The following is a 22,163-nucleotide window of genomic DNA, read 5'->3' as shown; positions in this document are numbered from 1 at the left end:
GCTCACCCTCGCGAGCCCAATTGCTGAAAGACGCAGGTTCTTTGAAATTTTTGAAACCAGGTGTCTGCGGCCCTTAGGCTCAGCCGAACGCACAGGGGCATAAGGCGGGGTACTTGATCCACTTCAGCGTCCTGGGCCCGCTGCGGGTGAGGAGCGCCGCGGCGGAGATCTCGTTGTCCGGGCCCAAGCAGCGCATCGCGCTCGCGACGTTGCTGCTGCACGCCAACGAGCGCGTCTCCGCCGACCGGCTGATCGCCCGGATGTGGGACGGCGACGAGTCGCCGAACGCGCGCGCGGCCCTGCAGACGCATCTGACCCGCCTGCGCCGTGCCCTGGGCGATCCCGGCCTCATCCAGACCTTCGACGGCGGCTACACCATCAGCGTCACCGCCGACAGCCTCGACCTGCTGCGGTACCGCGAGATCATCAGACGCTCCCAGAGGAGCGGGCCGGCCGAGGAACTGGCCGCGCTGACCGAGGCGATGGCGCTGTGCGGCGAGCCGCTGCTGACCAACGTCCCCTCGGAGACGCTGCATCGCGAGGAGGTCTCTCTCCTCGTCGAGGAGCAGTTGCGCACCCTGGAACGATGGTCGGAACTGCACCTCGAATGGGGCAGACCGGAGCAGGGAATCGCCGTGCTGCGCTCCGCCACCGCCAGGCATCCCTACAGGGAGCGTCTGTGGGCCAACCTGATCCTCGCGCTGCAGCGCTCGGGGCGGCAGGCGGAGGCCATGGAGACCTACCAGAGCGTCACCCACCGGCTCCTAGAGGACCTGGGCGTCAGCCCCGGGGAGCCGCTGCGCCGGGCCCACCGTTCGATCCTGGTCGCCGACGAGTGCGAGGTGGCCGACGCGCCGATGACGCCGCAGCAGCTACCGTCCGGCATCGCGCACTTCACCGGGCGCCTGGCCGAGCTGGCCCGGCTGGACCGGCTGGTGGCCGACCCGCCGGGACGCAGCGAGATCGTGGTGATCGGCGGCCCGGGCGGCGCGGGCAAGTCCGCGCTGGCGGTCCACTGGGCGCATCAGGTGATCGACCGCTTCCCGGGCGGGCAGTTATACCTGAACCTGCGCGGGTTCGGCCCCGGCGCGCCCATGGACCCGAAGGTGGCGATCGAGACGCTGCTGCGCGCGATGGGCGTGTCCGCCACGAGCCTGTCGGCCGACCTGGACGCGCGCGCGGCGATGCTGCGCAGCACGCTCGCGGGCCGGCGCATGCTGCTGCTCCTGGACAACGCCCGTGACAGCGCGCAGGTACGTCCTCTGCTGCCGGGGGCCAACTCGCTGGTGCTGGTGACGAGCCGTAACCAGCTACGCGGGCTGGCCGCCAGGGACGGCGCCCGCCGGCTCAGCCTCGACCCGCTCACCCCGCCCGAATCCCTCGAACTGCTGGAGAAGGTGATCGGCGCACGGCAGGTCGCCAACGAGCGCGACGCGGCCGTACGCCTGGTGAAGCTGTGCGACGGCCTGCCGCTGGCGCTGTCGGTCATCGCCGAGCGGGCCCACCGCAGCGGCGGCCTGGCCAGGATCGTCAGCGCGCTGGAGGACGAGAAGGCCAGGCTGGAGCAGTTCGGGATCGGCGAGGACGACCCCATGGCCGACCTCAACACCGCGCTGCTGTGGTCGTACCGGGCGCTGACGGCGCCGGTGGCCAGGATGTTCCGCCTGCTCGGCCTGCACCCGGCCGGAGATCTCTCGTTGGAGGCTGCGGCCGCGCTGGCCGACGTGGCGCCGCGGGAGGCCGGCGCGCTGCTCGACCATCTCGTCGCGGCCCATCTCGTCAAGCAGGTCCAGCCGGACCGCTTCGAGCTGCACGACCTGGTGCACCTGTACGCCACCGGCCGTGCCGTGGAGGAGGAGACGGCCGGTGAGCGCGACGCCGCGGTGGACCGGCTGCTGGACTGGTACCTCTACACCGTCGTGGAGGCCGACAGGCAGATGCTGCCGCACCGCGTACGGGACTTCGTCGAGCCCCGCACCAGCCAGATCTTGCCACTGACGTTCGACGATCACCGGCAGGCGCGCAACTGGCTGGAGCGGGAGTACCACTGCCTGCGCTCGGTCATCGCCTGGGCTGCGGCCAACGGCCGGGCCGGGCACGCGTGGCGTATCTCGATCGGCATGACCACCTTCTTCGACCGGTACATCCCCTGGCACGACGGCCTGGAGTTCACCCGGTCGGCGCTGCGGGCGGCCGAGATCGCCGCGGAGCCCGCCGGGCAGGGCTTCACGCTCAACTCCCTCGGCTGCGTCCACTTCGACATGGGTGAGCATGAAATCGCCCTGTCCCGCTTCAAGCAGTCGCTGTCCCGCTTCCGGCAGGCCGGACATGCCAGGGGCGAGGCGATGTTGCTGGGCAACCTCGGCCTGGTCCACGGCGAGCTCGGCGACACCGCCGAGGGCCGGCGCTGCCTGGAACGCGCGCTGACGCTGTACGAGAGCCTCGGCGGCCAGTACGGGATCGCCCACCTTCTCGACAATCTGGGCATCGTCAGCCATCTGGCGGGCGACCATGAGCTCGCGGTCGAGTACTACCGCCGGGCCCTCACGGCCACCGCCTCCAACGGCAACACCGATCTGCACGGCGACATCTGGCGCAACCTCGGGCGCGCGTACGTGGCCCTACGGGACTGGCGCAGGGCGCTGCGCTGCTTCCGCGAGGCGGTGGCCCTGTACCAGGGCAAGGGCAACCGCCGCTGGCTGGCCATGTGCCTGATCGACCTGGGCCGGGCCCTGGCCGACGCCGGGCGCCGCGAACCGGCCAGAGGCGTCCTGCTGTCGGCGCTGGCCGAGCTGAAGGCCATGGACGACCCGCGCGTGGGCGAGGTCGCGACGATCCTGGAGACTCTCTAGTGCCGTAAATGCGGGCTGATGCCGGAAACCCGCCAGCTCGGCCCGCCGCTTCAGGGCGCGGGGCGGCTCGCGTACGGCTTCCACATCATCGACGTCCACGCTCACACCCAGGGCCAGCGTGGTCTTGCCCCGGTTTGGTGGACACCTGATCTCTGAGGAACCCTGGTTCCCAGAAGAAGGAGTTCACTGTGCCGAACAACTATCCGCCGGAGTTTCGCCGGCAGATGGTGGAGCAGGTGCGCGCGGGACGGACGCCGGAGGAACTGGCCAAGGAGTTCAGCCCTCCGCGCAGCCGATCCGTACCTGGGTGCGCCAGGCCGACCCGGCGGCAGTTCCTGACCGCTCAGGCGATCATCGCCTGTGACTTCCTCGTGGTCGAGACGATGATGATCAAAGGGCTGTATGTGCTGATCTTCATCGAGCGCGGCACCCGAAAGCTGCACCTGGCCGGAGTAACCGCACTCCCAACCGGAGCACGGACTGTGCAGCAAGCCCGCAACGTGGTCATGGATCTGGGTGACCGCATCGCCGGACTTCGGTTCGTGATCCACGACCGCGACCCGCTCTTCACCTCCGCGTTCGGAGAGGTCTTCACAGCCGAAGGACCGCGGAACACCACCACCCTGTCGCAGACCCTGAGACCGAAAGCCATCTGCGAGCGCGTCATCGGCACCCTGCCCCGAACTCCTGGACCGGATCCTGATCCTCAAAGAACGCCACCTGGTCTTCGCGCTCCAGGAGTATCTGATCCATTACAACGGGCACCGACCGTACCAGTTCAGGCAACAGCGACCTCCGGACGTCGCAACGCAGCCCGCTCGGAACGTGACCGACCTCAACGATCGGCGGGCCGTCCGCCGAAAACCTGTCGTTGCAGGCATGATCAGCGAATATCACCACGCCGCGTAACCGCAGTTCAAGGCGTGTAACTCAATATTCGAGCGGTACAGCGATCGAGCGGTCTGGACAGTTGCCGAGCGGGACACGATTGTCACGGCGGTCCCAAGAGATCTGCACCGGCTGTCACCGTAGCCTCCATATCGGCGTTCAGCGGCTGGATTGTCAACCGGTGGACACCCAGGGCGGCGTACCGCCGCGCGGTCTCCCGATCGACGGGGCCAGGGGGCGGGGTGATCGTGATCTCCAGCTCGCTCAGGTGCCCGGGCCTGTCGTAGACCTTCGCCGCGTCACGGAGGTCGGACAGCGCGCCCGCGGCCTCCTCGGGGGTCAAGTAGACGCCGTACCAGCCGTCGGCGTGCTGGACCGCCCGGCGCATCGCCGCCCGGGAGTGACCGCCTATCACGATCGGCGAGCGCTGCGGCGGCCTCGGGCGCTGCACCACACCCTGATAAGTCACGAAATCTCCGGCGAAGGGCTGGTCGTCCCACACGGCCACCGCCTCCATCAGCTCGCCGGTGCCCGACCCGCCCTGGAAGTCGATCGCGGCCAGCACGTTCGGGGTGAACTGGCGCAGGTAGGTGTAGGAGGACTCCAGCTCCGACAGCCGACCGTGGTCTCGGGGCAGCGGCTTCCACGCATCAGAGGTGATCTCCCGCAGCCGCTGCATGCCGATACGCTCGCGCAGCATCCCGCCAGGGATTCGAACCCTGAACCTCCGCCTCCTGAAGGCGGCGCCTCTGCCAGTTGGGCCAGAGCGGCTTGTTAGCCCCGGGCTCGGCTGGCGTGGGCCGAGCCCGGGACTGGGGCTGTATCCAGCCGGGGGGCGCCATTCCCGTCGGCCAGACCGATGCCCGCGGCCCTTCGTTCCGTGGGCCGTCGTCCGTGAGATGAAAAAAGCCGCCTCGGAAGGCTTCCGGGCGGCGTCGTCTCTTTGCGAGGGATCACCCGGAATCCGGACCCAGGAGCTCAGGAAGCAGTTCGAGCAACTTCGCGTAGGTCACTGCGCTGCCTTCCTGTCGTGGTGGACGCTGTCCACGGTAGCCGGGTGATCGCGACGGGTGCCACGTATTTTCCGCCGGGGGATGTCGAGGCCGCGCGGACGGCTTCGACCTATTGGGGACCGACATATTGGGTATCGACGCGGACGCGACCACATGGAGGCCACCGGTGAAGTACCTCATCCTGATCTACAGCAACCCGACGAGCAGGGCGGTCTGGGAGACGCTGAACGACGAGCAGCGCATGAACTTCGGGCGCGGCCACATGTCCTTCACCGAGGAGCTGGCCGCGTCCGGAGAGCTGATCGTTTCGGAAGGGCTGGCCGATGTGTCGACGGCCAAGCGGGTCGCGGTACGCGAGGGCAGGACGATGACGAGCGATGGGCCGTTCGCCGAGGTCAAGGAGCATTTGGCCGGGTTCTATCTGATCGAGTGCGACAGCATGGAGCGGGCGGTGGAACTGGCCGCGAAGGTGCCCGACGCGGCCTTCAACGAGGTGGAAGTACGGCCGATCTTCGACATGAAGGGGCTTGAGCTGTAGGAGGAACCAGCGGCGTGGGTGGCGGCGGGCTGGGATGATGCTGAAGGTGACCAAGGAATCCCCGGCCCCGCGCCACCGGGTGCTGCTCGGCTCACTGGCCGGTGCCGCCGTGGTGGCCGTGCTGGCGGTCGCCGCGCTGACGAACCAGGGCGAGCCCGCCGGACGAGCCGCCCCGGCGGCCGCGAGCTCGCGTGATTCCGCAAACGCGAGCATGGGCACGGACCCGAGCGCGAGCACGGGCGGTTCACCCACTCCGGCGGGTCCCACCGGCGGAGCCGAAGCGACCGCCACGCCCACTCCGACGAGTTCGGTGCAGGTCTGGGAAGGGCCGACCCCGCCGCCCGTCGACCCGAACCTGTCCAAGGGCTCAGCGCAGGCACCGGTCACGATCGTCGAGTTCGGCGATTTCAAGTGTCCCAACTGCCGCCGATTCGCCCAGCGAATAGAGCCCGTGCTGAAGAGCCGCTACCTCGACACCGGCATCGTGCGGATGTTCTGGCGCGACTACCCGATCAGGGGACGCGACTCCGTACGCGCCGCCCTCGCCGCCCGCGCCGCGTCCCGGCAGGGCCGGTTCTGGGAGTTCCATGATTCCCTGTACGCGGGCGAGCGACCCCGGCTCACCGACGCCGACCTGCGCTCCGTGGCCGCCAAGATCGGGCTCGACCTGGCCAGGTTCGACGCCGACCGCCGTGACGAGTCCATACGGCGGGTCGTGGACGGCGACCTCGGCTTCGCGACCGAGCTCGGCCTGCCCGGCACGCCCGCGTTCCTGATCAACGGTGAGGTGCTGTTCGGCGCCCAGCCGGTGGCCGCGTTCGAGAAGGCGATCGAGAAGGCCCGCCGCGGCGGATGAGCGGCATCGGCTATGCCGCCGCGTTCCTTGGCGGTCTGTTCTCGCTGGTCAGCCCGTGTGGGGCGCTGCTGATCCCGGCCTTCTTCGCCTACGCGTTCCCGGGCCGCCGCCAATTGGCCGGCCGCACCCTGCTGTTCTACGTGGGGCTGTGCGCCGTGCTGGTGCCGCTGGGGATGGGGTCGGCGCAGGTCAGCCGCCTGTTCTACGGCCATCAAGAGCTCCTGGTCACGGTCGCCGGCTGGGCGCTGATCGGGCTGGGTGTGCTGCAGGTGGCCGGTCAGGGCTGGACGATCGGGCCGCTGGAGCGGCTGAAGGGGCACGTTCGAGGTGATTCGGCCGGAGCCGTGCTGGTTCTGGGGGCGGTGTCCGGGCTGGCGGGGTTCTGCGCGGGGCCGGTGCTGGGGGCGGTGCTCACGGTCGCGGCGGCCTCCGGCGACGGGCTGCGCGGAGCGGTGCTGCTGGCCGTCTACGCGGCAGGCATGGCGGCCCCGTTGTTCCTGCTCGCGGGCCTGTGGCAGCGCTATGACCTCGGCGGCCGGCGCTGGCTGCGCGGTCGCGGACTGCGGCTGGGACGGCTGCGGCCGCACACCACCTCGCTGCTGTCCGGGCTGGTCTTCGGCGGGCTCGGCGTGCTGTTCCTGCTCTCCGACGGCACCCGCGGGCTGGCCCTGCCGATCCCCGAATCCTGGGAGGCCGGGCTGGAGGACCTCGCCGCGGCCGCCCAGGACGTACTGCCGGACCTGCTCGTCGTCGGGATCGCGGCGCTCACCGTGGCCGCGATCACCGCGTGGCGCCTCAGACGCCGCTGACGGGCACGGGGTCACTTGCCGCGCATCACCGCCGGCTCATGGCGGCGCAGCATGCGGGCGACCAGGAAAGCGCAGACGACCGCGAGGATGGCCAGGACGCTCATGTCCAGGAACCAGGTGCCGAAGTCCTGACTCCACAGAGGGTCCGGCGGATCCTGGACGTGCGGGATGAGCTGCCCCACGTCGAGCGTGCCCGCCAGCGCGGCCAGCGCCCAGCGAGCCGGTACGAGCCAGGAGATCTGCTCCATCACCGGCTTGCCGTCCAGGTGCACCAGCGCCCCGCAGAAGACCAGCTGGATCAGGGTGACGAGCACGAGCAGCGGCATGGTCATCTCGCTGGTCTTGGCCAGCGCGGAGATGAGCAGGCCCACGGTCATCGCGGTGAACGACAACAGCGCGACGGCGAGCGCGAGCTCGGTCATCGGCGCGGTGAACACTCCCTTGTCGTACGTCGCGACATTCAGCATCGCCACATAGGTCAGCACGACGCCCTGCGCCACGGTGATCAGGCCGAGCACGAGCAGCTTGGAGCAGAGGTAGGCCGATCTGGACAGCCCGACCGCCCGTTCTCGTTGATAGATGGCGCGTTCCTTGACCAGTTCGCGCACCGAGTTCGCGGCGCCGGTGAGACAGCCGCCGATGCACAGGATCAGCAGCAGGTTGGCCGCGTTGCCGTTGCTGTTCGGCCGGCCCATCAGGTCACCGGTCGGGACGACGCGGGCCAGCAGGCCCATCACGATCGGCAGGGCGATGGTGATGCCGAGGAACAGCCGGTCCGCCACGATGCTCCGGCAGTAGCGGCGCACCAGCGTACTGAGCTGCTCGGGCCAGCTCTGCGGTTTCGGCGGGATCTCTCGCCGTACGGGACGTCCCGTCGCAACCGGCTCGATCATGTCGGCCGCGATGTACGTCTGGTACGGCGACGACCGCGCGTACTCGCCGGCCCAGTCCTTGGTCGCGTCGTCGAAGGCCAGGAAGACGTCCGCCCAGTCGGTGAAGCCGAGGAACGGCAGCGCCTCCCCGGGCGGACCGAAGTAGGCGATCTTCCCGCCCGGCGCCATCACCAGAAGCCGGTCACAGATATCCAGATTGGCGACGCTGTGGGTGACGACGGCGACAGTACGGCCGTCGTCGGCCAGACCCCGCAGCATCTGCATCACCGACTTGTCCAGCCCCGGGTCCAGACCGGAGGTCGGCTCGTCGAGGAACAGCAAAGACGGCTTGGTCAGCAACTCCAGGGCGACGCTGACCCGCTTGCGCTGGCCGCCGGACAGCGAGGAGATGCGGTTGTTCTTCCGATTTTCGAGCCCGAGCTGCTGGAGGACCTCATCGACCCGCGTCTTCCGCTCGTGCTGCCTGGTGTCGTCGGGGAAGCGTAATTCCGCGGCGTAGATAAGGGCTCGGCGCACGGTGAGCTGGCTGTGCAGGATGTCGTCCTGCGGCACGAGACCGATCCGTGAGCGCAGCTCGGCGTAGTCGCGGTAGAGATCACGCCCATCGTACGTGACCACGCCCTGGTCGGCGGGGCGCAGCCCGGTGAGCGCGCGCAGCAGGGTGGACTTGCCCGAGCCGCTGGGACCGATGATCGCCAGCAGGCACTTCTCGCCGACCGGAAACGACACCTGGTCCAGGAGCACCTTGCCGCCCCCGACGGTGACGGTGAGTCCGTGCGCCTGGAGGCAGACCTCGCCGGTGTCGGCGTACTCCGTGAGCGTGTCGCCCACGAGCTGGAACGTCGAGGTCCCGATGCCGATGAGATCGTCCGGGGAGACGCGGGCCCGCTGAACGAGCCGGCCGTTGACGTACGTTCCGAAGCGGCTCCCCACGTCGACGATCTCGTGGACGCCGCCGGCGATCCGGAGCTCGGCGTGCTGGCGCGATACCCGCAGATCGCCGACCACCACATCGTTCTCGGGAGCCCGGCCGATGCGTACGACCTGCGCGCCGTCGAGGCTCCTGACGGCGGCCGGCGCACGCCACTGCCCGCTGTGCGGGAAGCGGACCGTAGGCGTCGGCTGGATCTCGGGTGCGCCGCCTTTGTCTTCGGAGACGGTACGGAAGCTGACGAGCCCGCCCTCCGACGGGTGCCCGAGGCCGATCCTGGTTCCCGGACCGACGATGACCTGCTGGACGCGGTGGCCGCTCACGTACGTGCCGTTGCTGCTGCCCGAGTCCTCCAGGATCCACTGACCGCCCTCGAACCGCAGCATGGCATGCGTACGCGAGACGTGATCGGCGTCGATGACCACATCCGACCCCGGATCACGGCCTAACCGGTACGAACGCCCCGGATCGAGGGTCACCGATGTGTCATGGCCTTCGACGACAAGCTGCGTCACGTGACCGCCTTCCCACAGGAACGAGAGGTGACGTGAGTGACTCTCCGTCGAGCCTCAAATGGTTCACCGTAGACAGGATCCCCGAAAAGCGGACCGCGCCGCGAGCCTGCGGCTGACCGGCCGCACGAGTCACGCCCGCTGCCGGGCGCGGAAGCCCGCCGCCTTGGCGCGGTTGCCGCACTCGTGCATGTCGCACCAGCGCCGCGACGACCCGCGCGAGGTGTCGACGTACAGGCGGGTGCACACCTCTCCCCCGCATTCCTTGATCTGTACGGCCCGCGGCCCCCCGAGCAGCTGGACCGCCTCCCTGGCGACGGTGGAGAGGGCGGCGGCGAGATCCCCCGCACGCTCGACCCGCCCGGCGTCGTTCAGCAGCACGGACGCCGGCGGCCCGGCGGCGACCCGGTTGACCAGCAGCCGATCGTCGGCCGCCACCCCGGCCCCACCGACAGCGGGCCGGTCAATGGTGTCCCCCGCCGCCGGCCGATAGAGCGCCAGCCGGTAGATGGCCTCCCGCAACGTCTTCCCCGCCACGAGATCGGCGTCCACGACCGCCGGCGGCACGTCGAGAATGCCCGCCTCGACCGTCCACCGCGCCAGGTCCGCCGGCTCGCGCAGCAGGTCACGCCGGTCGGCCCGGCGGTGCTGCAGGGTGCCCGCCAGGTCGAGCCCCAGATTGCCGCTGATGAAGGTGAAGCTCGTCACACCCTCATAGTAACCATGTTGACAGGTTATGCGAGGACACGGAACAGTGACATAACCGGGTTAAGGGGTTATGGAGGGTGTGCCGTGGCGGTCAGCGTTATGGAGGCCAGGAGCAAGGCGCCGGCCCTCATGCCGTCCCTGTTCGTGGTGATGTGGAGCAGCGCCTTCATCGCGGGGGTGATCGGCGTCGGGGCGGCGCCGCCGTTGCTGCTGACGTTCGCCAGGTTCGCACTGGCGGGGCTGTTGCTCGGCGCGTTCGCGCTGGTCGTGCGGGCGCCGTGGCCGCGCGGCCGGCGGCTGGCGCACGTGGTGGTGTCCGGGATCCTGGTCCAGGCGGTGCAGTTCGGCGCGTTCTACTCCGCGATCGGCCTGCATGTGCCCGCCGCGGTCGTGGCGTTGGTCCAGGGTCTCAACCCGGTGGTGATCGCGCTCGTGGCAGGACGGCTGCTGGGCGAGCGGGTCAGCCCGCGCCAGTGGGTGGGCTTCGGGCTCGGCGCGGCCGGGGTGGGGCTGGCGGTGGCGGACCGGTTGAGCTTCTCTCTGGCCGGGGTGGCGTTCTGCGTGGTCGGGCTGCTGGGGTTGAGCCTGGGCACGATCTACCAGAAGCGGTTCGCCGCGGACATGGACGTGCGGACGGGCACCGCGACGCAGTTCCTGGTCGGCGCGCCACTGGTGGGGCTGGCCTCGCTGGTGTTCGAGACGCCTAGGGTGACGGACTGGGGCGCCTTCTCCGGCGCCGTGGGCTGGCTGGTGCTGGTCAACTCGATCGGCGCGTTCCTGCTGCTCAACACCATGTTGAAGAACGCACCCGCGAGCCGGGTGAGCACGATGTTCTTCCTCACCCCGTCGGTCACCGCGGTGATGGCGTGGCTCCTCGTCGGGCAGTCGCTGCATCCGCTGGCGGTCGCGGGACTATTGGTCGGCGGCGCCGGCGTGCTGCTGGCCAACCGGCGCTGAGCCTCAGCCCGGCAGGGAGCTGGTCCACGGTACCCCCGCGCGGGTCTCCGGAGTCTCGATGCGGAAGCGGGGCAGGGACTCGGGGAAGTTCTCCCTGATGTAGGTCACGAGATGTTCGCGTACGTCGCACTTGAGGTCCCAGGCGGAGGGCGAGTCGGCGGCGCTCATCAGCGCCCGCAGCTCGACCAGCCCGTTCGGCAGCACGTCGGTGACCTGGAGCGTCCAGTCCTTCTGATCCCACAGCGGGCTCTCCTGGATGAACCGGTAGAGCTCTTCGCGCAGCTTGCCGATCGGTATCGACCAGTCGACCCGCAGGAACACCACGGCGAGGACCTGGCTGCCGTGCCTGGTCCAGTTCTCGAACGGGTTCTGGGTGAAGTAGGACACGGGCAGGACCAGGCGCCGCTCGTCCCACAGGCGTACCACCACGTAGGTGAGCGTGAGCTCCTCGATCCTGCCCCACTCGTCGTTGACCACGACCACGTCGTCGAGGCGGAGCGCGTCGCTGAAGGCGAGCTGGAGCCCGGCCAGCATGTTGCCGATGGTCGGCTGGGCGGCGATACCGACGATGGCGCCGGCGATGCCCGCCGAGGCGAGCAGCCCGGCGCCCAGCGCTCGGACCTGCGGGAAGGAGAACAGCATGGTGCCGATCGCCAGTACGACGATGGTCACGGCGGCGACGCGGCGGACCAGCCCGATCTGGGTCATGATCCGCCGTGCCCGGCGATTGCGCTCCCCCTTGACGAGGACCAGCCGGTCCAGAACGACGTCGGTGAGGGCATAGCTGGCCTGGACGATCAGCCAGGTGACGCAGGCGATGGTGACCAGGCCGAGCACGCGGTCGATCGTGCCGCCGAGCTCGCGTAGGCGTACACTCTCGCCGATCATCCCGGGCGAGAACACCAGGTTGGCCGCCACCACGACCCCCACCGAGTACGCCGCCCAGGTGCAGTGCTCCACCAGGTGCCGGGCGAGCGCCCATTTGCGGCCCGCCCTGACCAGCAGCCTCCTGACCACCTCCACCACGAGAATGGCGCCCGCCACCGAGATGGCGAGAATGAGCCAGTCAGTCGGCGACTGCACGTTCATGCCCCCTATGTCTTAAAAGATCTCGTCAAATGTCACATTGCCCTCAACAGCCACTTGGTATGCGGAGACACGCCGTTCGAAGAAGTTGGCCAGCTCCTGGACGTCCTGCAGCTCCATGAACCCGAACGGATTGGCCGTGCCGTATCTCTGCGGCAGCCCGAGCCGAGCCAGCCGCTGGTCGGCGACATATTGAAGGTAGTCGCGCATCTGCTCGACGCTCATGCCGGGCATGCCGTCGCCGCACAGATCGCGGGCGAAGGCCAACTCGGCGGCGACGGCCTCCTCGATCATGCGGGTGACCTGCTCCCCCAGCTTGTCATCGAACAGCTCGGGCTCCTCGGCCCGCACGGTGTCGACGACGCTGAAGGCGAACTCCATGTGCATGGACTCGTCACGGAACACCCAGTTGGTGCCGGTGGCCAGCCCGCCGAGCAGGCCCCGAGACCGGAACCAGTATACGTAGGCGAACGCTCCGTAGAAGAAGAGCCCTTCGATGCAGGCGGCGAAGCAGATCAGGTTGAGCAGGAACTGCCGCCGCTCGTCCGCGCTCTCCAGCCGCCGCAGGCCGTTGATCGAGTCGATCCACCGGAAGCAGAACTCCGCCTTGTCCCTGATGGACGGAATGTGCTCGACGGCGGCGAACGCCTTGACCCGTTCCTCCAGGTCAGGCAGGTACGTGTCGAGCAGCGTCAGGTAGAACTGCACGTGTACGGCCTCCTCGAACAGCTGCCTGCTGAGGTACAGGCGCGCTTCGGGGGCGTTGACGTGCTGATAGAGGTTGAGCACGAGGTTGTTGGCCACGATGGAGTCGCCGGTGGCGAAGAAGGCGACCAGCCGGTTGATCAGGTGGCGCTCCTGCGGCGTCATCCTGGCCAGGTCGGCGAGGTCGGAGTGCAGCTCCACCTCTTCGACGGTCCAGGTGTTGCGGATCGCGGCGCGATAGCGCTCGTAGAAGTCCGGGTAACGCATGGGGCGCAGGGTCAGGTCCATGCCGGGGTCGAGCAGCATTGGGGGTCTCCGTTCGAGGGGGTCTACTACTGGCAGGCTTCGCAGGTTTCCGGGTTCTCCAAGGAGCAGGCGACGGCGTCGAGCGCGATCGTCGTCTGCGCGATCGTCGTCTGGGCGATCCGGGTGGCCGGGCGTGAGCGCAGGTAGTAGGTGGTCTTCAGGCCCTGCTTCCAGGCATAGGCGTACATCGACGACAGCTTGCCGATCGTCGGGCTGGCCATGAACAGGTTGAGCGACTGCGACTGGTCGATGTACGGCTGACGGGCCGCGGCCAGGTCGATGAGCGCCTTCTGCGGCAGCTCCCAGGCCGTCCGGTACAAGGTCTTGAGGTCATCGGGGATGCCCGCGATGTCCTGGACCGAGCCGTCCGCCCGCTTGAGGTCGTCGCGCATCCGCTGCGTCCACAGCCCGCGAGCCTGGAGGTCGGCCACCAGGTAGCGGTTGACCTGGAGGAACTCCCCCGACAGCGTCTCGCGCTTGAACACGTTGGACACCTGCGGCTCGATGCACTCGTAGCACCCGGCGATGGAGGCGATGGTCGCGGTCGGGGCGATGGCGACCATCAGCGAGTTACGCAGCCCGGTCGCGGCGATCTTCGCGCGCACCTCGTCCCAGCGCGGCGACGCGGCGGCGCCGTAGTGGTCGGGGTGCAAGACGCCGCCCGCCGCCCTGGTCTCCTCGTACGACGGATGCCGGCCGCGCTCGACGGCCAGATCGGCGGAGGTGTCGTAGGCGGCCAGGGCGATCTCCTCGGCGACGCGGGTCGACAGCCCCAGCGCCTCGGGCGAGTCGAACGGCAGCCGGAGCGTGAAGAAGACGTCGGCCAGGCCCATCACGCCGAGCCCGATCGGCCGCCAGCGCTTGTTGGCCGCCTCGGCCTCGGCGGTCGGGTAGAAGCCCAGGTCGATGGTCCGGTCCAGGAAGCGCACCGCCGTACGGACGGTCGCGCGCAGCCGGGCCCAGTCGACGCCCTCGCCGGTCAGGTGGGCGGCGAGGTTGATCGAGCCGAGGTTGCACACCGCCGTCTCGCCGTCGCTGGTGACCTCGAGGATCTCGGTGCACAGGTTGGACAGGTGGATGACGTTCTCGGGCCGGGCCGTCTGGTTGGAGGTGCGGTTGGCGGCGTCCTTGAACGTCATCCAGCCGTTGCCGGTCTGGGCGAGGGTGCGCATCATCCGGCCGTAGAGGGTCCGGGCGGGCAGCTGCCGGGTGTAGCGGCCGTCGGCCTCGTAGGCGCGGTAGGCGCGGGTGAACGCCTCGCCGTACAGGTCGGTGAGGTCGGGGACCTGCTTGGGGTCGAACAGCGACCAGACCTCGTCGGCCTCCACCCGCCGCATGAACTCGTCCGGCACCCAGTTGGCCAGGTTGAGGTTGTGCGTACGCCGGGCGTCCTCGCCCGTGTTGTCGCGCAGCTCCAGGAACTCCTCGACGTCGGCGTGCCAGGTCTCCAGGTAGACACAGGCCGCGCCCTTGCGGCGCCCGCCCTGGTTGACGGCGGCGACGGAGGAGTCGAGCGTGCGCAGCCAGGGCACGATGCCGTTGGAGTGCCCGTTGGTGCCCTTGATGAGGGATCCGCGCGAGCGCACCCGGGTCCACGCGATGCCGATGCCCCCGGCGTACTTCGACAGCCTGGCCACCTGCCCGTAGCGGTCGTAGATCGACTCCAGCTCGTCGCGCGGCGAGTCGAGCAGGAAGCACGACGACAGCTGCGGCCGGCGCGAACCGGAGTTGAACAGCGTCGGCGAGCTCGGCAGGTACGACAGCGTGGACATGAGGCCGTACAGCTCGGCGGCCTCGGCGACCGTCTCCGACAGCCCGCAGGCCACGCGGAGCAGGAAGTGCTGCGGCCGTTCGAGCACGGTCCGCGACTCCGGGTGCCGCAGCAGGTAGCGGTCGTAGACCGTACGCAACCCGAAATACTCGAAGCGGTCGTCCGCCTCGCCGGAGACGAGCGCGTCGAGCTCGGCGGCGTGCGCGCCGACGAAGGCGGCGAGCGAGTCCTGGATCAGCCCGGCGGCGTGGCTGGCGGCGATGGACTCGGAGAAGGTCCGCACGCCGTGCCCGGCCGCCTCGTCGGCGATCTCCTCGGCCAGGAGCCGGGCGGCGATCCGGGAGTTGGCGGGATCGGTGATCACTCGTGCGGCGGCCTCCTCGATCGCCAGCCGCCGGTCGACGGTGGTCGGCTGCCGATCGACGGTGGCCGGCTGGTGATCGGCCGTGGCCGGCTGGTGATCGGCCGTGGCCGGCTGGTGATCGGCCTCAATGATCTGCGTCACGTGCTCTCTCCTCGCGAGCTCATCCCCGTGAGGGCGCGTGAGAGCACGGCGGCCCTGGACTCCACGGCCGCCGACGCCCCCGGCCCTCCCTCGAGGCCATGGACACTTCGATGGGCGGAGCCGGCTGGCTCCCCCAACGTCGCCGGCAGGTCTTCGGGCTCGCGGGCATGGTCGATCATTCCTACTGGCCGTCGCTTCCCGGAGATCTCCAGTGCTCGTGACGGCGGTCGTTCCCGCTCACCGCTGCGGGGCAGCCCCGGAATCGCACCGGGTTCCCTTTTGCTCCGCCCCGAGGGGCGAACCAGCGACGAGCAGAATCCTACATCTAGTGGCCCTTGGCGCAACTACCCCAGCATGTTGTGTCAGCGGTGTCGAGCATGCCCAGATCGCGGAGCACGGCCCTGGTCCTGCCGATCTCCGAGGCCAGCCACTGTTCGAAGTCGTCGCCGCTGAGCGGGATCGAGGTCCATCCCTCCGCCCGGCAGGCCGCCCGCCACGAGTCGGACCCCGTGACCTCGTCGCAGAGCCGGATGGCGACGGCCTTGCCGTCATCGGTCATGCCTTCGGGCCCCACGGCCGCGCACCAGTCGGCGAAGTCCACCCGCACCCCGCACTCCAGCAGGCTCGGCGCCTCGATGCCGTCCACCCGGCGCGCGCTGGAGACGGCGAGCACCCTGACCAGGCCCTTGCCGATGGCGCGGCGCCAGTCCGCGAGCGTGCCGGTCGCCGCGGCGGCCTTGCCGCCGAGGAGCGCGGCCGCGGCCTCCTCGCTGCCGGGAAAACCGGTGTAGTCGACCTGCCGGGTGTCGGCGCCGAGGCCCTTGGCGATCAGCCCGAACAGCAGGTGGTCGGGCTCGCCCTGCGGTCCGCCCGTCAGGGGCGTGCGGTCGGGGTGGGCGACCAGTTGTGCGCCGAACTGGTCGAAGGTGGCGAACTTGGAGTGTGCGGGCACCACCACCACCTCGATCTGGCCGGTGAGCCGGGCCAGCGGCGTGGCGGTGTCGAGCAGCGACAGCCCGTTGTTGAGTTCGGTCGCGGCCAGCGCGGGCAGCCCGGTGACGGTGATCCGGGTGACGGGCGGCGTGCCGGAGACGGGGAAACCGGCGTCGCGGGCGGTTTTGACGAGCGTCTTGGCGACGCGGGCCCAGCGTCCGGCGCCGGGGACGATCGCGAACCGGCCCGAGAGGCCGGCCGCGTTGACGGCGCGTCCGCCGAGGCTCCCCTCCGTGCCACATCCTGTCGCGCAGGCCGCCACCGCCAGGCCGAGCGCGAAGAACCCCCGTCGGCGCATGGCGTCCTCCCCTCGCACCCCATAACTACCCCAGGTCACTGACACTTAACGCACTGTTACACATCAGGGTTGTCATTATCAGGGATCACGAAAAGTCGGGAAGAACTATGATGTTTTCTCGCCCACACCGACGAGCAGGTACGACGGCAGCGAGGGCTCGCTGACCAGCCTGGGCCGGTCGGGACGCCAGTCGGGGGCGTGCACCAGGCCCGGCTCGACCAGCTCGAAGTCCCCGAAGAACGCCCGAATCTCCCTCGGTGTCCGGTCGGTACCCGCCCCGGCCGAGGTGGGCCGGTGGAGCGGCGTGGCGCCCTCCTCGAACCGTCCCCGCGAGGTCGCGTGGGTGAGCACCAGGTAGCTGCCGGGCGCCACCGCCTCGCGCAGCCTGGTCACCATCTTGCCCGGGTCACGGGCGTCCGGGATGAAGTGCAGGATCGAGACCAGCAGCACGCCCACCGGCTCGTTCAGGTCCAGGAAGCGGGACGCCTGCGCCAGCACCTCGTCGGGGTCGAGCAGATCGGCCTGGACGAAGACGGCCCGGCCCGCCTCCTCCAGCAGCGCCCTGGCGTGGGTGGCGACGACCGGGTCGCGATCGACGTAGACGACTTTCGCCTCCGGCGCCACCTCGTGCACGTTGCCCTGGGTCGGCAGCCCGCTGCCCAGATCGAGGAACTGGCGGACGCCCGCGTCCGCCAGGTGGCGGACCGCGCGCTGGAGGAAGGCCCGGTTGGCACGCGCCAGCAGGACGGCTTGCGGGAGCAGCTCCGCAAGCCGGTCGATCGCCTCGCGGTCGACGGCGTAGTTGTCTGTGCCGCCGAGCATGTAATCGTACATTCGTGCGAGATTTGGCGGTTGACCATGAAACTCGGGCACAGTTTCGATCTTAAGTCCTGCCGGTCCGCTTATCACGGGCTATGTGCCTATTGTGGCCGCCGTGTCGTAGCAGTTACTCGACTGTGACGCTCTTAGCCAAATTGCGCGGCTTATCCACATCGCGTTCGAGCGCCACGGCGGCGTGGTACGCCAGCAGCTGCAGCGGGATCGTGAGCAGGATCGGGTCCAGCTCGATCTCGTTCTTCGGCACCACGATGACGTCGTCGGCCAGCTTGGCGTCGGGTTCGCGGTGGCCCACCATGAGCACCTTGCCGCCGCGGGCGCGGATCTCGCCGAGCGTGGTGAGGTTCTTGTCGAGCAGTTCGTCGTCGGGGACGATCGCCACCGTCGGCATCTCGGGGCCGATGAGGGCGAGCGGCCCGTGCTTGAGCTCGCTGGCCGGATAGGCCTCGGCGTGGACGTACGAGATCTCCTTGAGCTTCTGCGCGCCTTCGCGGGCCACGGGATAACCGCGGACCCGGCCGACGAACATCATGCTCGGATAGTTCGCGTACTTCTTCGCCAGCTCGGCGATCTTGTCGCCCTGCGCCAGGATCTCCTCGATCTGGCCGGGCAGCCTGCGCAGGCCCTCGCAGACGCGGCGGCCATCGGCGGGCGAGAGGTCGTGCACCCGGCCGAAGTGCAGCGCGAGCAGCGCGAACGCCAGCGACGTCGAGGTGAACGCCTTGGTCGAGGCGACCGAGACCTCGGGCCCGGCGTGCAGGTAGATACCGCCGTCGACCTCGCGGGCGATGGCGCTGCCGACCGCGTTGACGATGCCGATGACCCGGCCGCCCTTGCGCTTGAGCTCCTGTACGGCCGCGAGCGTGTCGTAGGTCTCGCCCGACTGGCTGATCGCGACGTAGAGCGTGTCGGGGTCGACGACCGGGTTGCGGTAGCGGAACTCACTGGCCGGCTCGGCGTCGGCCGGGATGCGGGCCAGCTCCTCGATCAGCTGCGCGCCGATCTGGCCGGAGTAGTAGGCCGAGCCGCAGCCGATGATCTTCACCCGGCGGAAGGAGCGGGTCTCGCGGGCGTCCATGTTCAGGCCGCCCAGGTGCGCGATGTGGAAGCGCTCGTCGAGGCGGCCGCTCATGGTGCGCGAGACCGTGTCGGGCTGCTCGGAGATCTCCTTGAGCAGGTAGTGCTCGTAGCCGCCGGTGTCGTAGTGCCCGGCGTCCCAGTCGACGGTCAGCGGCTCCTTGGCGGTCTCGCGCGCGTCGCTGGCGAAGGTGTGGAACCCGTCGGCCTTGAGCACAGCCAGCTCGCCGTCCTCCAGGTGCACGACCTGGCGGGTGTAGCGGACGAGCGCGGCCACGTCGGAGGCGGCGAACATCTCCTTCTCACCGATGCCGAGCACGATCGGGCTGCCGTTGCGGGCCACGACCACCTCGCCGGGCCGCTCACTGTCGACGACCGCGATGCCGTACGTGCCGACGATGCTCTTGAGCGCCTTGCGTACGGCCTCCTCCAGCGTGTCGGTCTCCTCGACCGTACGGGCGATCAGGTGCGCGAGCACCTCGGTGTCGGTCTCGGAGACGAACTCCGCCCCGTCGGCGGTCAGCTTGGCGCGCAGTTCGTCGGCGTTCTCGATGATGCCGTTGTGCACGACCGCGATCCGCTCGTCGGACGACAGGTGCGGGTGCGCGTTGACGTCGCTGGGCACACCGTGCGTGGCCCACCGCGTGTGACCGATGCCGAGGGCGCCCTTGAACCTGGGGGGTACGACCTTCGCCAGGTCGGCGACCCGGCCTTTGACCTTGCGTACCTTGAGCCCCTTGTTGGACACGACGACACCGGCCGAGTCATAGCCTCGGTACTCCAGCCTTTGCAGCCCCTCCAGCAGGATGGGCGCCGCATCCTTCGACCCGACATAGGCCACGATTCCGCACATACGACGCTCTCCTCTGCTTTTGGGGCTTTTTCTATCTTTTGTCCGCTTTTATCCGTACACGATCCTGCGCAGTTGCCGGAGCGACAGCTCCGGCGGCGCCACCCGGCGCCCACGCAGTTCCGCGGCGACCCTGGGGAAGATCTCGTCGTTGGTCAGACCGCGAGACTTCAGCTCCCCGTGACGCCGCCGTACGAACTCCTCGACCGGCTCGGAGAAGTACGACAGCACGTCGGCCACCACGCGCGCCGCCTCACCGGGACCGAGACCACTGGTCCTGACGAGGTGGGCGACGAGGTCTTCGTAGGGATGCCGTGCCAGGGACACAGACGAGGACACTACGCAGCTGGGATGCGACACGCTAATATTCTGCCCGAAATCGGGCAGGATATTAGCTAAAGCACGGCCGACCGACCCCATCCCTTACTGAGACGACGGCAGGCGAAGGCTCCGGCCGCCGCGCCGAGGGCGATGAGGACGGCCGCGGGGCCCACCGTGGCGGCCACGTCGCCGCGCACGGCGGCCTGCAGCATGGTCGTCGCCCAGTAGCCCGGGGAGGCGGGCGCGATGGCCTGCGCCCATGACGGCATGAGCGCATACGGCACCAGCGCCCCGCCCAGCGCGCTGACCGACAGGGCGCCGATGTTGCAGAGCGTGCTGAGCTCGCCATGGCTGCGCACCACCGCGGCGAGCGCCGTACCCACGCCGAGGAGAGCGAAGCACCACGCGGCGACGGCCAGCCCGAGCGGCCAGAGCGGCCCTGTGGGCCGCATGCCCACCGCGAGGACCCCATAGACCAGCAGGACGACCTGCTGGACGGCCAGGATGGCGAAGACCGGCAGGGTCTTGCCGATGATCAGCTCAGGCATGCGCGCCCGAGTCGCCCTGATCCGATCCCAGGTGTGCCAGACGCGCTCGGTCAGCACGGCGGTCGCCACGTCGGCCATCGACAGCACCGAGAACATCACCAGCAGCCCGGTCACCACCTGCGCGGGCTGGCCGAGCATGGACTTGAAGACCAGCATGAGCACCATCGGCATCACCAGATAGCTGACCAGGTGGGCGGGGTCGCGCCTGCGCAGCAGCACGTTGTGCCCGACCAGCACCGCGATGCGATGGAGCGAGTCACGCGACATGGGCCGACTCCGTTCTTTCCTCTCCCCCGAAGGGGGTCCTCCCCCAGGGACCTCAACCACGACGGACCGTCACAAGGATCAAGACGGTCGTGTGACCAAACACCCTGGAAACCATCACGGTCCCCGCATCAGCACATGCCGGACAGCTCCTGGCAGGCGCATCACGCGACATGGGACAGCTCCTTGTAGAGGTCGTCGAGCGACGGCTGGCGGATGTCGATGCCGCGTACCGGCCGGTCGAGGCCGCGCAGTAACTCGGCGAGCGTCGCCGTCGGGTCGGCCGTGGTGACGGCCAGTTCCTCGTCGTTGTCGAGAACCACCCGCACCTCACCCGGCAGGCCCTTGAGCAGTTCCTCGCCGGTGCCTCTGGCGATCACCCTGCCGCTCTTCGCGACCGCGATCGTGGCGGCCAACTCGGTCAGTTCGGGCAGGTAGTGGGTGGCGTACACGACCGTGGCGCCGTTCTCGGCCCGGCGGCGGACGGCCGCGAGAAGGGCGGCTCGCGTCTCGGGGTCGGCGCCCACAGTCGGCTCGTCGAGCAGCAGGACGGCGGGGTCGGCGACCAGCGCGGTGGCGGCCTGGGTACGGCGCTGCTGACCGCCGGACAGGACGCTCACCCGCCGGTCCAGCTCGTTCGTCAGCAGCATCTCCTCGGCGATCCGGTCGATGGCCTGCTTGAGCGCCTGGCGGCGCAGCCCCGCGAGGCCGCCGAAGAAACGCAGAGTCTCGCGGACGGTGACACTCGGGTAGAGCGCGAGCTGCTGTGGCGCGACACCCACTTGGCCGTCGATCACCACATTTCCCGACTCGGGAGTGATGAGGCCCGAGGCGATCTCGAAGAAGGTCGTCTTGCCGGCGCCGTTGTGCCCGACCAGCCCCGCGATCTCTCCCGGCGCCACCTCCAGGCAGAAGCCGTCCAGCGCGGCCACCCCATTGAAGCTCTTGACCAGTCCCGTCGCCTTGAGCATGTCTCCCGCTCCTCCCCGGTCTACCTTGTAGACTGCTCTACACCGTAGACTGAGGCGGTGCGGAAACTCAAGACCGAGCGGCAACCGGAGATCCTCGACGCCGCCCTCGCCATCGCCGACGAACGCGGACTCGACGCCCTGACCATGCGAGCGGTCGCCGAACGCATCGGCCTGACGCCCATGGCCCTTTACGGATATTTCCGCAACAAGGATGAACTGCTGGACGGGCTCGTCGGACGCCTGCTCACGACCCTCCCGGAGGGTCTGCCCGGCGAGTCGTGGGACCAGCGGCTGAGCGCGTTCGCCTGGGCCACCAGGAGGCTGGCCCGGGAGCATCCCAGCGTCTTCCCGCTGCTGTTCGCCCGGCCCTCGGTCACGCCCGACGCGGTGCGGGTGGTGGACTGGATCTACCAGGCACTGATCGACGCGGGGGTGCCCGACGCAGAGGTGCCGCGGATCGAGCGCATGGTCAGCACGTTCGTGCTCGGCTTCGCGACGTCCGAGGCGAACGGGCGCTTCTCGGCGGCCAGTCACGACGTCCGGTCGCGCCGAGCCAGGGGCGACTTCCCTGCCCATCAGCGACTGATGCCCTACCTCGACGCGCCGGCCGACCTGGACGCGGAATTCGCCGCCGACCTCGCAGACCTCGTCCGCGTCATCCGCCCCGCCTGACC

At 69.3% G+C, this 22,163-nt stretch carries 19 protein-coding genes and 1 riboswitch; of the genes, 7 read left to right on the top strand and 12 right to left on the bottom strand.

Annotated elements, in window-relative coordinates; genetic code table 11:
* Window positions 1-113: 113 nt before the first annotated feature.
* Together AB0C30_RS31135 and AB0C30_RS31130 are read left to right on the top strand one after the other, a co-directional pair.
* Window positions 114-2,852 carry a BTAD domain-containing putative transcriptional regulator gene (locus AB0C30_RS31135; protein ID WP_357951354.1) on the top strand — a complete coding sequence of 913 codons (2,739 nt, stop codon included), beginning with the start codon at window positions 114-116 and terminating at the stop codon, window positions 2,850-2,852.
* Window positions 2,853-3,040: 188 nt separating this feature from the next.
* Window positions 3,041-3,781, top strand: coding sequence for a hypothetical protein (locus tag AB0C30_RS31130; protein ID WP_357951618.1), 741 nt, complete (start codon window positions 3,041-3,043; stop codon window positions 3,779-3,781).
* 62 nt (window positions 3,782-3,843) lie between these two features.
* On the opposite strand, the gene AB0C30_RS31125 is transcribed toward AB0C30_RS31130, so the two are convergent.
* Window positions 3,844-4,440, bottom strand: a complete 597-nt coding sequence (locus tag AB0C30_RS31125) for an LLM class flavin-dependent oxidoreductase (RefSeq protein WP_357951353.1) — start codon at window positions 4,438-4,440, stop codon at window positions 3,844-3,846.
* A 479-nt stretch (window positions 4,441-4,919) separates the two neighbouring features.
* Between AB0C30_RS31125 and AB0C30_RS31120 the strand changes: the two genes are divergently transcribed.
* Genes AB0C30_RS31120 through AB0C30_RS31110 form a run of 3 tightly spaced genes read left to right on the top strand, consistent with a single transcriptional unit; the run spans window position 4,920 to window position 6,956 of the window.
* Complete coding sequence (locus AB0C30_RS31120; RefSeq protein ID WP_357951351.1) at window positions 4,920-5,291, top strand: YciI family protein; 372 nt, start codon at window positions 4,920-4,922, stop codon at window positions 5,289-5,291.
* Window positions 5,292-5,337: 46 nt separating this feature from the next.
* The gene (locus AB0C30_RS31115) at window positions 5,338-6,147 is read left to right on the top strand and encodes a thioredoxin domain-containing protein (protein ID WP_357951349.1); all 810 of its coding nucleotides are present in this window, start codon (window positions 5,338-5,340) and stop codon (window positions 6,145-6,147) included.
* Window positions 6,144-6,956, top strand: coding sequence for a cytochrome c biogenesis protein CcdA (locus tag AB0C30_RS31110; RefSeq protein WP_357951347.1), 813 nt, complete (start codon window positions 6,144-6,146; stop codon window positions 6,954-6,956). The genes AB0C30_RS31115 and AB0C30_RS31110 overlap by 4 nt, the downstream gene beginning before the upstream one ends.
* An 11-nt stretch (window positions 6,957-6,967) precedes the next feature.
* Here the strand turns inward: AB0C30_RS31110 and AB0C30_RS31105 are convergent, their stop codons facing one another.
* Window positions 6,968-9,295, bottom strand: a complete 2,328-nt coding sequence (locus tag AB0C30_RS31105; protein ID WP_357951346.1) for an FHA domain-containing protein — start codon at window positions 9,293-9,295, stop codon at window positions 6,968-6,970.
* Between the two features lie 129 nt (window positions 9,296-9,424).
* Window positions 9,425-10,000: a CGNR zinc finger domain-containing protein gene (locus tag AB0C30_RS31100; protein ID WP_357951344.1), complete on the bottom strand. Its 576-nt coding sequence runs from the start codon at window positions 9,998-10,000 to the stop codon at window positions 9,425-9,427.
* A gap of 84 nt (window positions 10,001-10,084) precedes the next feature.
* On the opposite strand from AB0C30_RS31100, the gene AB0C30_RS31095 reads away from it, so the two are divergent.
* The gene (locus AB0C30_RS31095) at window positions 10,085-10,957 is read left to right on the top strand and encodes a DMT family transporter (protein ID WP_357951342.1); all 873 of its coding nucleotides are present in this window, start codon (window positions 10,085-10,087) and stop codon (window positions 10,955-10,957) included.
* A 3-nt stretch (window positions 10,958-10,960) separates the two neighbouring features.
* On the opposite strand, the gene AB0C30_RS31090 is transcribed toward AB0C30_RS31095, so the two are convergent.
* From AB0C30_RS31090 to AB0C30_RS31050, 9 genes are all read right to left on the bottom strand, one after another.
* Window positions 10,961-12,046 carry a mechanosensitive ion channel domain-containing protein gene (locus AB0C30_RS31090; RefSeq protein WP_357951340.1) on the bottom strand — a complete coding sequence of 362 codons (1,086 nt, stop codon included), beginning with the start codon at window positions 12,044-12,046 and terminating at the stop codon, window positions 10,961-10,963.
* Window positions 12,047-12,058: 12 nt separating this feature from the next.
* A complete protein-coding gene (locus AB0C30_RS31085; protein WP_357951338.1) occupies window positions 12,059-13,054 on the bottom strand; it encodes a ribonucleotide-diphosphate reductase subunit beta in 996 nt (331 codons plus the stop codon).
* A 26-nt stretch (window positions 13,055-13,080) separates the two neighbouring features.
* A complete protein-coding gene (locus tag AB0C30_RS31080) occupies window positions 13,081-15,330 on the bottom strand; it encodes a ribonucleoside-diphosphate reductase subunit alpha (RefSeq protein ID WP_357951336.1) in 2,250 nt (749 codons plus the stop codon).
* A 126-nt stretch (window positions 15,331-15,456) separates the two neighbouring features.
* A riboswitch (cobalamin riboswitch) is annotated at window positions 15,457-15,651 on the bottom strand.
* Window positions 15,652-15,655: 4 nt separating this feature from the next.
* A complete protein-coding gene (locus tag AB0C30_RS31075; RefSeq protein WP_357951334.1) occupies window positions 15,656-16,621 on the bottom strand; it encodes a tripartite tricarboxylate transporter substrate-binding protein in 966 nt (321 codons plus the stop codon).
* A gap of 105 nt (window positions 16,622-16,726) precedes the next feature.
* Window positions 16,727-17,494, bottom strand: a complete 768-nt coding sequence (locus AB0C30_RS31070) for an SAM-dependent methyltransferase (protein ID WP_357951332.1) — start codon at window positions 17,492-17,494, stop codon at window positions 16,727-16,729.
* A gap of 73 nt (window positions 17,495-17,567) precedes the next feature.
* Entirely contained in the window at window positions 17,568-19,388 is a 1,821-nt protein-coding gene (glmS, locus tag AB0C30_RS31065) for a glutamine--fructose-6-phosphate transaminase (isomerizing) (RefSeq protein WP_357951331.1), read from the bottom strand.
* Between the two features lie 48 nt (window positions 19,389-19,436).
* Window positions 19,437-19,712 (bottom strand): hypothetical protein, encoded by a 276-nt coding sequence (locus AB0C30_RS31060; protein WP_225289808.1) that lies wholly within the window; start codon window positions 19,710-19,712, stop codon window positions 19,437-19,439.
* Between the two features lie 68 nt (window positions 19,713-19,780).
* A complete protein-coding gene (locus tag AB0C30_RS31055) occupies window positions 19,781-20,521 on the bottom strand; it encodes an ABC transporter permease (protein WP_357951329.1) in 741 nt (246 codons plus the stop codon).
* A gap of 161 nt (window positions 20,522-20,682) precedes the next feature.
* Window positions 20,683-21,489: an ABC transporter ATP-binding protein gene (locus AB0C30_RS31050; RefSeq protein WP_357951327.1), complete on the bottom strand. Its 807-nt coding sequence runs from the start codon at window positions 21,487-21,489 to the stop codon at window positions 20,683-20,685.
* A gap of 57 nt (window positions 21,490-21,546) precedes the next feature.
* Here AB0C30_RS31050 and AB0C30_RS31045 point away from each other — a divergent pair, with 57 nt between their 5' ends.
* A complete protein-coding gene (locus AB0C30_RS31045) occupies window positions 21,547-22,161 on the top strand; it encodes a TetR/AcrR family transcriptional regulator (RefSeq protein ID WP_357951326.1) in 615 nt (204 codons plus the stop codon).
* The last annotated feature ends 2 nt before the right edge of the window (window positions 22,162-22,163 follow it).

The organism is Nonomuraea sp. NPDC048901 (assembly GCF_040649695.1).
In the GTDB taxonomy this organism is placed as follows: domain Bacteria; phylum Actinomycetota; class Actinomycetes; order Streptosporangiales; family Streptosporangiaceae; genus Nonomuraea.
The sequence above is the reverse complement of the archived record's forward strand: the minus strand, read 5'-3'. Positions and strand labels throughout refer to the sequence as shown.